13 protein-coding genes are annotated in these 14,609 nt (G+C 70.1%); 12 read left to right on the top strand and 1 reads right to left on the bottom strand.

All coding sequences use genetic code 11. From position 1 onward, the window contains the following. Positions 1-134 precede the first annotated feature (134 nt). The 12 genes from AL072_RS16360 (at position 135) to pcaF (ending at position 13,411) form a co-directional block, all read left to right on the top strand. Positions 135-1,361, top strand: a complete 1,227-nt coding sequence (locus tag AL072_RS16360; RefSeq protein WP_245636890.1) for a CaiB/BaiF CoA transferase family protein — start codon at positions 135-137, stop codon at positions 1,359-1,361. 34 nt (positions 1,362-1,395) lie between these two features. After that, the gene (locus tag AL072_RS16355; RefSeq protein ID WP_045583160.1) at positions 1,396-2,175 is read left to right on the top strand and encodes an enoyl-CoA hydratase-related protein; all 780 of its coding nucleotides are present in this window, start codon (positions 1,396-1,398) and stop codon (positions 2,173-2,175) included. Positions 2,176-2,201: 26 nt separating this feature from the next. Beyond that, on the top strand, positions 2,202-3,911 hold the full coding sequence (locus tag AL072_RS16350; RefSeq protein WP_045583161.1) for a class I adenylate-forming enzyme family protein: 1,710 nt from the start codon (positions 2,202-2,204) through the stop codon (positions 3,909-3,911). Beyond that, positions 3,911-4,678 carry an enoyl-CoA hydratase/isomerase family protein gene (locus tag AL072_RS16345; RefSeq protein ID WP_045583162.1) on the top strand — a complete coding sequence of 256 codons (768 nt, stop codon included), beginning with the start codon at positions 3,911-3,913 and terminating at the stop codon, positions 4,676-4,678. Before AL072_RS16350 ends, AL072_RS16345 begins: the two co-directional genes overlap by 1 nt. A 1-nt stretch (position 4,679) precedes the next feature. Further along, positions 4,680-5,450, top strand: a complete 771-nt coding sequence (locus tag AL072_RS16340; protein WP_200909869.1) for an SDR family NAD(P)-dependent oxidoreductase — start codon at positions 4,680-4,682, stop codon at positions 5,448-5,450. Positions 5,451-5,512: 62 nt separating this feature from the next. After that, a complete protein-coding gene (locus AL072_RS16335; RefSeq protein WP_045583163.1) occupies positions 5,513-6,685 on the top strand; it encodes an acyl-CoA dehydrogenase family protein in 1,173 nt (390 codons plus the stop codon). A 2-nt stretch (positions 6,686-6,687) separates the two neighbouring features. Then, the gene (locus tag AL072_RS16330) at positions 6,688-7,563 is read left to right on the top strand and encodes a 3-hydroxyacyl-CoA dehydrogenase family protein (RefSeq protein ID WP_045583420.1); all 876 of its coding nucleotides are present in this window, start codon (positions 6,688-6,690) and stop codon (positions 7,561-7,563) included. 3 nt (positions 7,564-7,566) lie between these two features. Further along, the gene (locus AL072_RS16325; RefSeq protein WP_045583164.1) at positions 7,567-8,223 is read left to right on the top strand and encodes a 3-hydroxyacyl-CoA dehydrogenase family protein; all 657 of its coding nucleotides are present in this window, start codon (positions 7,567-7,569) and stop codon (positions 8,221-8,223) included. Continuing rightward, positions 8,223-9,353, top strand: a complete 1,131-nt coding sequence (locus AL072_RS16320) for a CaiB/BaiF CoA transferase family protein (protein WP_200909868.1) — start codon at positions 8,223-8,225, stop codon at positions 9,351-9,353. Before AL072_RS16325 ends, AL072_RS16320 begins: the two co-directional genes overlap by 1 nt. 226 nt (positions 9,354-9,579) lie before the next feature. Further along, positions 9,580-10,566 (top strand): NADPH:quinone oxidoreductase family protein, encoded by a 987-nt coding sequence (locus tag AL072_RS16315; protein WP_045583165.1) that lies wholly within the window; start codon positions 9,580-9,582, stop codon positions 10,564-10,566. Positions 10,567-10,640: 74 nt separating this feature from the next. Next, entirely contained in the window at positions 10,641-12,209 is a 1,569-nt protein-coding gene (locus AL072_RS16310; RefSeq protein ID WP_245636889.1) for a 3-hydroxyacyl-CoA dehydrogenase, read from the top strand. Further along, the gene (pcaF, locus tag AL072_RS16305; RefSeq protein ID WP_045583167.1) at positions 12,209-13,411 is read left to right on the top strand and encodes a 3-oxoadipyl-CoA thiolase; all 1,203 of its coding nucleotides are present in this window, start codon (positions 12,209-12,211) and stop codon (positions 13,409-13,411) included. The genes AL072_RS16310 and pcaF overlap by 1 nt, the downstream gene beginning before the upstream one ends. A gap of 51 nt (positions 13,412-13,462) precedes the next feature. On the opposite strand, the gene AL072_RS16300 is transcribed toward pcaF, so the two are convergent. Beyond that, positions 13,463-14,596, bottom strand: a complete 1,134-nt coding sequence (locus AL072_RS16300) for a CaiB/BaiF CoA transferase family protein (RefSeq protein WP_045583422.1) — start codon at positions 14,594-14,596, stop codon at positions 13,463-13,465. Positions 14,597-14,609 lie beyond the last annotated feature (13 nt).

Raw genomic sequence — 14,609 nt, 5'->3', positions numbered from 1 at the left:
CAGATCTGAAGAATCATGCTTCTGCTAATTTTATCGATTTAAAACAGTGAATTAACAGAATACCGAAAGCTGGCACGGAGGTTGCTACCATCCGCTTGACCAACAAGCCGGAACAGCGAGACACCATGCTTCCGATGGACACTCTTCCTGACGCGCCCGACGTCGCCCCGTTCGGGATGCTGGCCGGCGTCAGAGTGCTGGACCTGACCACCTCCATCGCCGGCCCCTACGCATCACAACTCTTGGGTGATTTTGGCGCCGATGTGATCAAGGTCGAACGGCCGGGCCACGGCGACGATGCCCGCGCCTGGGGGCCGCCCTTCCTGAACGGTGAATCCCTGTGGTTCCTCAGCGTCAACCGCAACAAGCGCAGCCTCACGCTCGACTACACCCGGCAGGAAGGGCTGGCGATCCTGCTCGACCTCGCCCGGCACGCCGATGTCGTGATCGTCAACATGGTCCAGCGCACCCAGGACAAGCTGGGCATCAGCTATGAGACGCTGTCCGCGGTGAAGCCGGACCTGATCGTCGCCTCGATCACCGGCTTCGGCCTGAAGGGACGCCGGGCCGACCTGCCCTGCTACGACCTGATCGCCGAAGGCTACAGCGGCGTCATGGACCTGACCGGCGAACCGGGTTCGCCGCCGCAGAAGGTCGGCACTCCGGCGGCCGACATGCTGGCCGGACAGGATGCGGCGCTGGCGGTCTGCGCCGCGCTGCTGGAGCGCGCGCGCACCGGACGCGGCCGCAAGATCGACGTGTCGCTGGTGGAAAGCATGACCCGCTTCATGACCCCGCGCATCGCGACATATCTCGGATCCGGCGATCTGCCGCGGCGGTCCGGCGGACGCGACAGCGTCATCGCCGTCTATCAGGTGTTCGACACCGCCGACCTGCCGATGACCGTAGGCCTCGGCAACGACGGAATCTGGCGCCGCTTCTGCACCGCGGTCGGTCGGCCGGAATGGGGCAGCGAACCGCGTTACGCCAGCAACGCCCACCGCCGCGAGGCCCGGCCGGAGATCGTCGCCGGCATCCAGGAGCTGCTGCACGCGCGTCCGCGCGCCGAATGGCTGGCACTGTTCGCCGAGGTGAAGGTGCCGGCCGGGCCGATCAACCGCCTGGACGAGGTGGCGGCGGATCCGGACCTGCTGGACCGCGGCCTGTTCTATGCCCTGCACCACGGCCCGGAGGGCGGTTCCTGCCCGCAGGTCAATCTCGGCATCCATGTCGACGGTGCTCCGGCCGCCCCCCGCCTGCCGCCGCCCCGGCTCGGCGAACACACGCGGGCCATTCTGGGCGAACTGATCGGCTGTGCCGAAACCGACCTCGCCAGCCTCTCCTCCGCCGGCATCATCTGACCGCTGACTGCACGAACAAACGGAAACACACGCAATGACCTACGAAACCATTCTCTACGCCGAGGACGGCCCCGTCGGCACCCTGACGCTGAACCGTCCCGAAGACGGCAACATGTTCAATGTCACGATGTGCCACGAGATCCGCGACTGCATCAACGAGGTGCGGCGCGAAACGCGGACCCGCGTCCTGGTCATCACCGGAGCCGGCGACAGGTTCTTCTGCACCGGGGGCCGCAAGGACGGCATGGAGGAGTCGCAGCTCTACGCCGGCGTGCTGCCGACGCTGGAGATGTACGAGAGCATCGAGAAGCTGCAAAAGCCGGTCATCGCCTCGGTCAACGGCTTCGCGGTCGGCGGCGGCAACGTGCTGCAGATGGTCTGCGACCTGACCATCGCCGCCGACACCGCAATCTTCCGGCAGGTCGGCCCGATGGTCGGCAGCTTCGACGCCGGCTACGGCACCTGGTACCTGGAGGATCTGGTCGGCAAGAAGCGGGCGAAGGACATCTGGTTCCGCAATCCGAAGATGACCGCCGCCAAGGCCGCCGAGATCGGCCTGATCAACGAGGTCGTCCCCGCCGCCGAGCTGAAGGCCGCCACCCGCGCCATGGCGCTGGAGATCGCCGACCGCGGCGCCTTAGCGCTGGCCTCGCTGAAGGCCGCCTTCAACGCGCGCCACAACGGCGTCAGCGGCCTGTCGCGCATGGCCCACGACCTGCTGCTGCGCGGCTACCTGGAAACCGACGAGTCGCATGAGCTGGCCGCCTCCTTCGCCGAGCGGCGCAAGCCGGACGCCGACAAGTTCGGCCACTGACCGCCAGACGCAAGGGAGGCCCCTCCGTGAACACCGTCCTCACGCTCCATGACCCCGCGCTGGCGGCAGGCTACAAGGCGGCCGGCATCTGGCGCGACGAGACGCTGTACGGCCTGCTCGCCCGCCGGGCGGCCGAGCGGCCGGACCGCTTCGCGCTGCGCGACGGCGTCCGCCGCCTGACCTGGGCGCAGTTGCTGTCCTGGGTCGACAGCGTCGCCGACGACCTCGACGAGGGGGGCATCCGCCGCGGCCAGCGCGTGTCGGTCTGGCTGCCCAACCGGGTCGAGGCGGTGGTGGTCTTCCTCGCCTGCTCGCGCAACGGCTATGTCTGCAACCCGTCGCTGCACCAGAACTACACGGTCGCCGAGATCGCCGGCCTCCTGGAGCGGATCGACGCCGCCGCCTTCTTCGGCCAGACCGGCTACGGTGCCGATGCCCAGATCGCCGGCGGCCGGACCGCCGACGTCTTCGCCGCCGCCCGCAACCTGCCCTCCATGAAGCGCATCCACCGGCTGGAGCCCTACGGCGACCGCTGGAGCGGCGCCGACCTGCCCTTCCCGCCGCTGGAGCCGCGCCGGCCGGTCCATGCCGAGCCGGTGGGCAACGCCGACAAGATCGTCTACCTCGCCTTCACCTCCGGCACCACCGGGATGCCGAAGGCGGTCATGCACTCCGACAACAGCCTGCTGGCCAACGGCCGGGCGATGGTGGAGGACTGGGGGCACGGGCCGGACACCATCCTGCTCAGCCTCAGCCCGATGAGCCACCACATCGGAACGGTGGCATTGGAGCAGGCGCTGGCCGCCGGCTGCGAACTGGTCGTCAACGACCCGCCGGCCGGGCTGAAGCCGCTCGACTGGATCCTGGAGAGCGGCGCCACCTACATCATGGGCGTCCCCACCCATGCCATCGACATCCTGTCGGAAATGCGGCGGCGCAACCTGAGCGCCCTGGGCGCGGTCTCGGTCTTCTACATGGCGGGATCCGCCATCCCGCAGGAAACCGCGCGCAGCTTCCTGGCGCTCGGCATCAAGCCGCAGAACATCTACGGCATGACGGAGAACGGGTCGCACCAGTACACCCGGCCCGACGACGACGTCGACACCATTGTCGGCACCTGCGGGCGTGCCTGCAACGCCTACGAGGTGAAGATCTGGAAGCAGGACGCGCCGGACGTCGAGGCCGCCCCCGGCGAGATCGGCGAGATCGGCGGGCGCGGCGGCTGCCTGATGCTGGGCTATTTCGACAACCAGCGCGCCACCGAAGGCTCCTTCAACCGCCAGGGCTGGTTCATGAGCGGCGATCTCGGCCGCTTCGACGCCAAGGGCAACCTGGAGATCGTCGGCCGCAAGAAGGATCTCATCATCCGCGGCGGCCACAACATCCACCCGTCCCGCATCGAGGATCTGGCCAAGACCCACCCGGCCGTGCTGATCGCCGCCGCCATCCCGGTGGCCGACGACCGGCTGGGCGAGAAGGTCTGCCTGATCCTGTCGGTGGAGGGCGCGCCGCCCAGCCCCAAGGCGATCCTGACCCATCTGTTCGAGGCCGGACTGTCGAAATACGACATGCCCGAATATCTGGCGATCACCACCGATTTTCCGATGACGCCGAGCGGCAAGATCCTCAAGCGCGGCCTGATCGACTGGGTCAAGAGCGGCAAGCTGCAACCGACCCCGGTGCGCTGGACGGCGCCCGCCGCACACTCGCCCTCATTTTCAAGGGAAACGACCTGATGCCCGTCATCCTGACCCGCCTGGATGAGCTGGCGGTCCTGACGCTGGACCGTCCCGAAGCCCTCAACGCGCTGAGCTTCGCGATCCTCGGCGAGATCGCCGCCGCGCTCGACGAGGTGGCGCGGGGCGACGCCCGCGCCCTGCTGGTGACGGGTGCCGGTCCGAAATCCTTCTGCGCCGGGGCCGACATCAAGGAGCTGACGGGCCGCAGCCTCGACGCCCAGAAGAAGGGCGCCGAGTTCGGACAGGCTGTCTTTTCCAAGCTGGCCGCCCTGCCGATGCCCTCGGTCGCGGTGATCAACGGCTTCGCCTTCGGCGGCGGGCTTGAGATGGCGCTGGCCTGCAGCTTCCGTGTCGCCGGGCGCACCGCCAAGCTGGGCCTGCCGGAGATCAAGCTGGGGCTGATCCCCGGCTATGGCGGGACGCAGCGGCTGCCGCGCCTGATCGGCGAGGCCCGCGCGCTGGAGATGATCCTGACCGGCCGCACCGTCGGCGCCGAGGAGGCCGAGCGCATCGGTCTGGTCAACCGGCTGATCGACGAACCGCTGATCGACGGCGCCGCCGCCTTCGCCCGCGAATTCACCGTCTACGGCAAGCTCGCCCTGTCCTTCGCGCGCTCCGCCGTGCAGCGGGCCATCGATCTGCCGATCCACGAGGGGCTGAAGGTCGAGGCCGACCTATCCACCCTCGCCTTCCAGACCGCCGACGCCGCCGAGGGCATGGCCGCCTTCGCCGAAAAGCGCAAGCCGAGCTTCCAGGATCGCTGACATGACCGAGACCTCCCTCAAGCCCAGTTCCATCAAGGACGGGATCGTCGCCGTCACCGGCGCCGGGCGCGGCATCGGCGCCGACATCGCCGTCGAGCTGGCCCGGCGCGGCTTCACCGTCGCCTGCCTGACCCGCAAGGGCACGATCCCGGAGCTGCCGGCCGGGGATGCCGGGCTTGCCGAGCGGTTGCTGCCGTTGCGCTGCGACGTGACCGACGAGGCGGCATTGCGCGAGGTGTTCGCCAAGCTCGCCGGCATCGGCGGCGGCCTGACCGCGCTGGTCAACAACGCCGGCATCCATCTGGACGGACGCAGCGACAGCTTCTCCACCGACGACTTCAACGCGGTGATGACCACCAACGCCACCGCCGTGTTCGTGGCATCCCGCGAAGCCTACCCGCATCTGGCCAAGACCAGGGGCATGATCCTGAACATGGGGTCCTTCTTCGACCGCATGGGAGTGAAGCGGAACCTCGCCTACTGCGCGTCGAAGGCGGCGGTGGGGGCGATCTCGCGCTGTCTGGCGGTGGAATGGGCGCCGGCCGGCATCCGCGTCGTCAATCTGGCGCCGGGCTACATCCTGACCGACCTGAACCGCGAAGCGCTGTCCGAAGGCCCGCTCAGCGCCTTCCTGCAAAAGCGCATCCCCGCCGGCGGCCCCAGCGGCGCCGACGCCGTCGCCAGGCTCGCCGCCATGCTGCTGGAGGAGAACATTCCCTTCCTGACCGGCGAGACCATCTACCTCGACGGCGGCCAAGGCATCGCGCATTGACCAACCGGCCCTAAATCCCCCTCTCCCCCCCCGGGGAGAGGGGATACAAGAAGGACCAGGGAATGAACGTCTTCGAGAAGCTCGACGCCCACATCCCGCTCTCCGACGAGGAGGCGATGCTGCTGGAAAGCGTCCAGGCACTGGCCCGCGACCGGATCGCGCCGAAGGCCGAACACCATGACGCCACCGGCGAGTTCCCGTGGGACAACGTCCACGGCATCAACGAGCTTGGCCTCAATGCCATGTTCGTGCCGGAGGCCTATGGCGGCGCCCAGCTTTCCTACGTCGCCTATCTTGCCTGCGTGCGGGAAATCAGCAAGGCCTGCGCCTCCACGGGCATCGTCTGGGCGACCAACTTTCACGGCATGAAGCCGCTGATCGACTTCGGGACGGAGGAGCAGAAGCAGCGCCTGCTGCCGCGCCTCGCCGAAGGCGCGCTGGGCGCGCTCTGCATCACCGAGGAGGCCGCCGGCTCCGACGCCACCGGGATGAAGACGCGCTTCACGCCGGACGGCGACGACATCGTCGTCAACGGGGCCAAGCTCTTCATCACCAACGGCGACGTCGCCGACCTCTATCTCGTCTTCGGCAAGTGGAGCGAGATCGACGATCCGAAGAAGTCGATCTCCGTCCTGATCCTGGAGAAGGGTGCGCCCGGCCTGACCGTGCTGCGCAAGGAGGACAAGATGGGCCACCGGGCGTCGAGCACGGCGGCGCTCTCGTTCGAGAATGTCCGGGTGCCGCGCGCCAACCTGCTGGGCCGGCCCGGCGAGGGCCTGCGCATCCTGCTGGCCTCGCTGAACAAGTCGCGGCCCAGCGTCGCGGCGCATGCGCTGGGCATCGCGCGGGCCGCCTTCGAGGATTCCGTCGCCTACATCAATGAGCGCCGCCAGTCCGGCAAGCGGATCATCGAGTTCCAGGGCATCCAGTTCCTGCTGGCCGACATGGCGACAGACCTCGCCATGTGCGAGGCGTGGCTGTGGCAGTTGGGCCGCCGCATCGACGACGGGGAACAGGATTTCGGCGTCGAGGCGTCGATGCTGAAGATGCGCGCCACCGACCTCGCCATGCGGATCAGCACGGAGGCGGTCCAGCTTCTCGGCGGCTACGGCTACTGCAAGGACTACCGCGTGGAACGGCTGATGCGCGACGCCAAGATCACGCAGATCTGGGAAGGAACCAACCAGATCCACCGCCAGCTGATCGGCCGCAGTTTCATCGAGAGGCAGAAATGACCATGAGCAGCATCAAGACGGTCGGCGTCGCAGGCGCCGGCACGATGGGGGCCGGCATCGCCATCGTCGCCGCCCGGGCCGGCTTCCGCACCATCCTCTACGACACCCGCCAGGACACGCTGGACCGGGCCCGCCGCCAGACCGAGGGCTTCTTCGCCAAGTCGGTGCAGCGCGGCAAGCTGACGGCGCAAGCCGTCGAGACGATCATGGCCAACCTGACCGGCACCACCGAGATGGCCGCGATGGCCGAGTGCGACGTGGTGATCGAGGCGGTGTTCGAGGACCTGAAGGTCAAGCACGGCCTGTTCTCGGATCTCGACGCCATCTGCCCGCCGCACACCATCTTCGCGTCCAACACCTCCACCCTGTCGATCACCGAGATCGCCGGCGGGTCGGGGCGGCCGGAGCGTGTGGTCGGCATGCATTTCTGCCTGCCCGCCCAGCTGATGAAGCTGATCGAGATGTCGCCCGGCCTGACCACGGCGCCCGAGGTGTTCGACACCGCCTGGAAATTCGCCGAGGCGATGGGCCAGCGCCCGGTGAAGACCAAGGACAATCCCGGCTTCATCCTCAACTACTTCCTGGTGCCCTTCAACAACGACGCCATCCGCATGGTCGAGGCCGGCGTCGCCGAGCCGGCGGACATCGACCGCGCCATCAAGGCGGGGCTCGGCTACCCGATGGGGCCGCTGGAACTTCTGGATCTGATCGGGCTCGACACCCAGCTGCTGCTCTGCGAGGCGCTGCACGGCGTCACCAACGACCCGCGCGCGGCCTGCCCGCCGCTGGTCAAGCGGATGATCGCCGCGAACCATCTGGGCCGCAAGTCGGGCCGGGGGTTCTACAACTACGACAAAGACGCGATGTTCGGAGGCTGAGCCATGCCCTACCAACTGATCGACACGGGTTCGAGCCGCTCCTTCCCCGCCGCCCACCCGCTGCTCGACGGGGCGTCCGCCTCCGGTGAGGTGGTGGTCCTGATCGGCGCCGACGCCGACTCCGCGCTGACCGGGGTGAGCGACCGTGCGTCCCGCGCCGCCATCCTGGTCGAACTCGGCACCGAAAGCCTCGGGACCCACACCGGCGAGAGCCGGGGGGCCGAAGGCTCCAACGTGCTGGGCTTCGCCCGCTTCCGGCTGGGCGACGGCGCTCCGTCGGATCTCGTGGAACTGGTGCGCCAGCCGGCCACGCCGGACAGCGCCATCGCTGCCGCCAGGGCGGTGCTGGAGGGCGCCGGGCTGAAGGTCGCGGTCTGCGGCGACTTCGCCGGCCGCATCATCGACCGTCTGGTCCGCCCCTACTACAACGCCGCGCTCCGCCGCCTCGACGAGCAGTTGGCGACGGCCGACGATCTCGACCTGACGCTGAAGCTCGGCCTCGGCTATCCGGAAGGTCCGATCGGCCTGCTGGAGCGCACCGGGCTGGCGCACCATTACGACGTCACCTCCGCCCTGTTCGAGACGCTCGGCACCCCCGACTACGCCCCGGCCCGCCGCGCCGTGGTCGCCAAGCGCCGTGCCGAAAAGGGACTCACCTGATGCGCCCGCAAGCGATGCGCCCACTCGACGGAATCCGTGTCCTCGATTTCAGCACCCTGCTGCCCGGCCCGCTCGCCACGCTGATGCTGGTCGAGGCCGGGGCCGAGGTCATCAAGATCGAGCGTCCTGGACGCGGCGACGAGATGCGCAGCTACGAGCCGAAATTCGGCGCCGACGCGGTGAATTTCGGCCTGCTGAACCGCGGCAAGCGCTCCATTGCGCTCGACCTCAAGGGGCATGGCGCGGTGGAGCGGCTGATGCCGCTGATCCGCTCGGCCGACGTGATCGTCGAGCAGTACCGGCCCGGCGTGATGGACCGGCTGGGGCTGGGCTACGCGGCGCTGTCGGCGATCAATCCCGGGCTGATCTACTGCTCGATCACCGGTTACGGGCAGAGCGGGCCGAAGGCGGCCGAGGCCGGGCACGACCTGAACTATGTCGCCGAGACCGGCATGCTGTCGTTGGCGGCCGGCAGCGACGGCGCCCCGGTCCTGCCGGCGGCGCTGGTCGCCGACATCGGCGGCGGCACCTATCCGGCGGTGGTCAACATCCTGATGGCCCTGCTGGAGCGCAACCGCACCGGCAAGGGCTGCCACCTCGACATCGCCATGGCGGACGGGATGTTCACCTTCCTCTATTGGGCGATGGGCAACGGGCTGGCCGATGGCCGGTGGCCGGTGCCGGGCGGCGACCTCGTCACCGGCGGGACGCCGCGCTACCAGATGTACTGCACCGCCGACGGCCGCTTCCTCGCCGCCGCTCCGCTGGAGGAGAAGTTCTGGGCCGCCTTCTGCGCCATCATCGGGCTGCCGGAGGAATTCCGCGACGATTCCAGGGATCCGGCCGCCACGAAGCAGGCCGTCGCCGGGCTGGTCGCGGGCAGGGACTCAGCCCACTGGCGCACCGCCTTCGCCGGCAAGGACGTCTGCTGCGTCGTGATGAGCAGCATGGAGGAGGCGCTCGCCAACCCGCATTTCCAGGAGCGCGGCCTGTTCGCCCGCCGTCTGGCGGGACCGGGCGGCCGGACCATCGCCGCCCTGCCCACCCCGCTCGCCGCCCCCCTGCGCGCCGACACCGCCGAGGCCGGCTATCCGGCGCTGGGCGAGGCGAACGGGTTGCTCGACGGCTGACGCCTGCCCCCTCCAGTTAGCGCCCCCTCCCTATCCCTCCCCCGCTCACGCGGGAGAGGGGACTGCCGCCGGCTCCCCCCGAAGCTCCTGCCCCCTCTCCCGCACTGCTCTCGCACAAAGCTCCCCTTTGTGCTGACGCGACAGGCGGACCATAGGTCCGCCGAGAACGGGGGAGGGATGGGGTGGGGGCAACCGTGGCCGAACCCCGCACAAAAGAAAGACCGAAATGAGAGCGATCACCATCCGCCAGTTCGGCGAGCCGGACGGCATGGCCATTGAGGAACGCCCGACGCCGCAAGCCGGGCCGAACGAGGTGCTGGTCTCCGTCAGGTCGATCGGCGTGAACTACCCGGACCTGCTGGTCATCGACGGCAAATACCAGATCCTCGCCAAGCCGCCCTTCAGCCCAGGCAAGGACGCGGCCGGCGTGGTGCTGGCGGTCGGTGCGGACGTCGACACCTGCAAGCCCGGCGACCGCGTGGTCTGCCAGCTCGAATACGGCGCCTATGCCGAGGAGATCACCGTCCCGGCCGACCAGTGCTTCGTCCTGCCGGACGCCCTGTCCTTCGACGAGGCGGCGGCGATGGGCCTCGCCTACCAGACCGCGCATTTCGCGCTGGTCGAGCGCGGGATGTACCGGACCGGTGAGATCGTGCTGGTCAACGGGGCGGCCGGCGGCGTCGGCCTGGCCGCCGTGCAGATCGCCAAGGGCCTCGGCGCCACGGTGATCGCCGGGGTGATCGGCGAGGACCAGGCCGCCATCGCGCGCGAGAACGGCGCCGACCACACCGTCGACCTGTCGATGCCCGACCTGCGCAACGCGCTCCGCGACCGCATCAGGGAAATCACCGGCGGCCACGGCGTCGACGTGGTGCTCGACCCGGTCGGCGGCGAGGCGTTCACCGCGGCCTTGCGGTCGATGGCGTGGCGCGGCCGCATGGTGGTGATCGGCTTCGTCAGCGGCACGATCCCGGAAGTGAAGGTCAACTACCTGCTGGTCAAGAACATCCATGTCAGCGGCCTGCAATGGAGCGACTACCGCGACCGCACCCCCGACTGGGTGCGCCGCGTGCAGACCGAGCTGTTCGACCTCTACACCGCCGGAGCCATCCGCCCGAAGGTGATGAAGAGCTTCGCCTTCGAGGACTACGCCCAGGCGCTTGGTCTGGTGCGCGAGGGCAAGGTCACCGGCAAGGTCGTGCTGCGGGTGTGACCGGACGCCGGCCCCGCCCGTCCCGGTGAAGGAGGGGGCTTTTCAAGAGACGGAATGCAATGGGAGAGGCAGCAGTGAGCGGCAAAGCGGGAAACGGGGCCGAGGCCCTGCCGAAGGACAGGGTCGTGGCCGTCGTCGGGGCCGGGACGATGGGAAGCGGCATCGCCCAGGTGGCGGCTGTGGCCGGTCACCCGGTCCTGCTGTTCGACAGCATCGCCGGCGCCGCCGGACGCGGCCTGGAGGCCATCGCCGCCAACCTTGCGCGCATGGTCGCCAAGGGCAGCCTCGACGAGGCGGGCCGCGGCGCCATTCTCGACCGCATCCGCACCTGCGACGACCTCGCGGCGCTCGCCGGCGCCGGTCTGGTCGTCGAGGCGATCGTCGAGGATCCGGCGGCCAAGCGCGCCCTGTTCACCGCATTGGAGGACGTGGTGCCGGACGACTGCATCCTCGCCACCAACACCTCCTCCCTCTCCATCGAATCCGTCGGCGCCCCGCTGGCCCGCCCGGAGCGGCTGGCCGGCCTGCATTTCTTCAACCCCGCCCCGCTGATGGCGCTGGTCGAGGTCGTCCGCGGCCGCGCCACCGATCCCGCCATCGCCGACCGGCTGCTCGCCACCGCCGCCGCCTGGGGCAAGATCCCGGTGCTCGCCCGCTCCACCCCCGGCTTCATCGTCAACCGGGTCGCCCGCCCCTTCTACGCCGAGGCGCTGCGCGTGCTGGCGGAGAGGGCAGCCGTCCCGGCGGCACTGGATGCGGTGATGCGCGGCTGCGGCGGTTTCCGCATGGGCCCGTGCGAGCTGATGGACCTGATCGGCCACGACGTGAACTACGCCGTCACCCGGTCCGTGTGGGACGCCTTCCACAACGACCCGCGCTTCCAGCCCTCGCCGGTCCAGCGCGAACTGGTGGAGGCCGGCTGGCTCGGACGCAAGTCCGGGCGCGGCTTCTACGACCACCGGCCCGGCGCCGCCGCCCCCGATCCCGGCTTCGCGCCCGCCGCATCGGTTCCGCTGCCCGCTTCGGTAACGGTGGCAGGCTCGCTGGGCTTCGCGGCACCTCTGCTCGACCGCATCCGCGCCGCGGGCATCGCCGTGGAGAGTGCTGCCGAGCAAACCGCCGGCCCCGGCCTGCTGCGCCTCGGCGGCGTCACGCTGGCGCCTACCGACGGGCGGCTCGCCACCGAGCGCGCGGCGGAGAGCGGCGGGCAACTCGTGCTGTTCGACTGGGCGCTCGACTGGGCAAAGGCGGGAACCATCGCCCTGGCCCCGGCCCGCCAGACCTCCGCCGCCGCGACCGCCGCCGCCGTCCGGCTGTTCCAGGCGCTGGGGATGAGCGTCGCCCTGATCGACGATGTGCCGGGCATGATCGTCGCCCGCACCGTCGCCATGCTGGTCAACGAGGCCGCCGACGCGCTCAACCAAGGGGTCGCCGACGCGCATGCCATCGACCTCGCCATGACCAGGGGCGTCAATTACCCCATCGGGCCGCTCGCCTGGGGCGACCGCGTCGGCGCGGCTTTCGTCCTATGCACACTGGACAATCTCGCCCGCACCTACGGCGAGGACCGCTACCGCGCCTCCCCCCTGCTCCGCCGCTGCGCGCTGGCGGGCGTTCCCCTGCTGAACGAAAAGGAACAGTGATGACCGCCGCCTACCTCTGCGATGGCCTGCGCACCCCCTTCGGCCGCTATGGCGGGGCGCTCGCGTCGGTGCGCGCCGACGATCTCGCCGCCGTGCCGATCCGCGCCCTGATGGAGCGCAACCCGGCCGTCGACTGGGCGCGGCTGGACGAGGTGATCCTCGGCTGTGCCAACCAGGCAGGCGAGGACAACCGCAACGTCGCCCGCATGGCGGCGCTGCTGGCGGGCCTGCCGGTCGAGGTGCCCGGCACCACGGTCAACCGCCTGTGCGGATCCGGCATGGACGCCGTCGGCATCGCCGCCCGCGCCATCCAGTCCGGACAGGCCGACCTGATCCTGGCCGGCGGCGTCGAGAGCATGAGCCGCGCCCCCTTCGTGATGGGCAAGGCCGACAGCGCCTTCTCCCGCAACGCCGCGATCTTCGACACCACCATCGGCTGGCGCTTCGTCAACCCGGCGATGAAGGCGGCCTACGGCGTCGATTCCATGCCGGAGACGGCGGAGAACGTGGCGGAGGATTGGGGGATCGGCCGGGCCGACCAGGACGCCTTCGCCCTGCGCAGCCAGCAGCGCGCCGGCCGGGCGCTCGCCGCCGGACGCTTCCGGTGCGAGATCGCCCCGGTGACCGTCAAGGGCCGGAAGGGCGATACCCTCGTCGACACCGACGAGCATCCCCGCCCCGACACCACGGCCGACGCGCTGGCCGCGTTGAAGCCGGTGGTCCGGCCGGGCGGCACGGTGACAGCCGGCAACGCGTCCGGCGTCAATGACGGGGCGGTGGCGCTGCTGCTGGCGTCCGAGGCTGCGGTCAAGCGCTACGGCCTGACGCCGCGGGCGCGGGTGACCGGGATGGCGACGGCGGGGGTGGCGCCGCGGGTGATGGGCATCGGCCCGGTGCCGGCGGTGCGCAAGCTGCTCGACCGCCAGGGCCTGACGGTCGCCGACCTCGACGTGGTGGAGCTGAACGAGGCGTTCGCCGCCCAGGGACTGGCCGTCCTGCGGCAGCTCGGCCTGCCCGACGACGGGGCGCAGGTCAACCCCAACGGCGGCGCCATCGCGCTGGGGCACCCGCTCGGCGCCTCGGGGGCGCGGCTGATCCTGACCGCCCTGCACGAGCTGGAGGAGACCCGCCTCAACCGGGCGCTCTGCACCATGTGCGTCGGCGTCGGCCAGGGCATCGCCACCATCATCGAACGGGTGTGACGGGCCGGGGCCGCCCGCCCGTCCGGAATCCCCACGCCTATCGGCACACGCTCACCACGGCCCGTCCCCGGCGGACAGCCCCCAATCGGCCAGCACCTCCCGCGTGTGTTCCCCGGGTGCCGCCGGCGGTCCCTGGACCGCCGGCCTGCTGCGGCTGAAGCGCGGCGCCGGGGCCGGCTGCACCACGCCGCCGACATCGACGAAGCCGCCGCGCGCAACCGCATGGGGATGGCGAGGCGCCTCGGCCATCGACAGGACGGGAGCGAAGCAGACGTCGGTCCCCTCCAGCAGCGCGCACCATTCGTCGCGCGTCCGCGTTCGGAAGACATCCGTGAAGGCCGCGCGCAGGCGGCCCCGGTTGGCCTCGCCGCGGTCACGCAACGCCTCGTCGGTCAGGCCGAGGAGATCCAGCATCATGTCGTAGAAGCGCGGCTCCAGCGGCCCGATGGCGATGTGCTTGCCATCGCTGGTCTCGTAGCTGTCGTACCACGGCACGCCGCCGTCGAGCAGGTTTCCCGCACGCCGATCCTGCCAAAGCCCTGCGTGCAGCAACCCGTAGAGCGCCGCACCCAGCGAGGCCGCGCCGTCGACCATCGCCGCATCGACCACCTGTCCCCGCCCCGACCGGCTCCGTTCGAGCAGGGCGCAGACGATGCCGAAGGCGAGATACATGGCACCGCCGCCATAATCGCCGATCAGGTTCAGCGGCGGCAGCGGCCGGTCGGCCGGGCCGATGGCGTGCAGCATGCCGCTGAGCGCGATGTAGTTCAGGTCGTGCCCGGCAGCCTTGGCCAGCGGCCCCTCCTGGCCCCAGCCGGTGATCCGGCCATAGACCAGCCGCGGGTTGACGGCCAGCAGCTCCTCCGGACCGAGGCCGAGCCGTTCCATCACGCCGGGCCGGAAGCCTTCGATCAGGGCGTCGGCCCGGACGGCAAGCCGCTTCAGCGTCGCCACCCCCTCCGGACTCTTGAGATCGAGCACCACCGAGCGCCGGCCGCGGTTGGTGACGTTGCTGAGGACCGGAATGTCGATGCCCTGGTCGGGCGGCGAGGCGCGGTCGATGCGGATGACCTCCGCCCCCATGTCCGACAGCATCATGGCGCAGAAGGGACCGGGCCCGATGCCTGCGATCTCGATGACGCGCAGGCCGGCCAGCGGCCCCGTCGGCGTTTCAGTCTCGCTCATGCCCTGCTCCACA

Source organism: Azospirillum thiophilum (assembly GCF_001305595.1).
Taxonomy (GTDB): domain Bacteria; phylum Pseudomonadota; class Alphaproteobacteria; order Azospirillales; family Azospirillaceae; genus Azospirillum; species Azospirillum thiophilum.
This window is presented reverse-complemented; position numbering and strand designations above follow the sequence as displayed.

Coding starts and splice junctions, on each gene's coding strand:
- AL072_RS16315 (WP_045583165.1), top strand. CDS start 9,580: ATGAGAGCGATCACCATCCGCCAGTTCGGCGAGCCGGACGGCATGGCC.
- AL072_RS16325 (WP_045583164.1), top strand. CDS start 7,567: ATGCCCTACCAACTGATCGACACGGGTTCGAGCCGCTCCTTCCCCGCC.
- AL072_RS16360 (WP_245636890.1), top strand. CDS start 135: ATGGACACTCTTCCTGACGCGCCCGACGTCGCCCCGTTCGGGATGCTG.
- AL072_RS16300 (WP_045583422.1), bottom strand. CDS start 14,596: ATGAGCGAGACTGAAACGCCGACGGGGCCGCTGGCCGGCCTGCGCGTC.
- AL072_RS16340 (WP_200909869.1), top strand. CDS start 4,680: ATGACCGAGACCTCCCTCAAGCCCAGTTCCATCAAGGACGGGATCGTC.
- AL072_RS16345 (WP_045583162.1), top strand. CDS start 3,911: ATGCCCGTCATCCTGACCCGCCTGGATGAGCTGGCGGTCCTGACGCTG.
- AL072_RS16355 (WP_045583160.1), top strand. CDS start 1,396: ATGACCTACGAAACCATTCTCTACGCCGAGGACGGCCCCGTCGGCACC.
- pcaF (WP_045583167.1), top strand. CDS start 12,209: ATGACCGCCGCCTACCTCTGCGATGGCCTGCGCACCCCCTTCGGCCGC.
- AL072_RS16320 (WP_200909868.1), top strand. CDS start 8,223: ATGCGCCCGCAAGCGATGCGCCCACTCGACGGAATCCGTGTCCTCGAT.
- AL072_RS16330 (WP_045583420.1), top strand. CDS start 6,688: ATGAGCAGCATCAAGACGGTCGGCGTCGCAGGCGCCGGCACGATGGGG.
- AL072_RS16335 (WP_045583163.1), top strand. CDS start 5,513: ATGAACGTCTTCGAGAAGCTCGACGCCCACATCCCGCTCTCCGACGAG.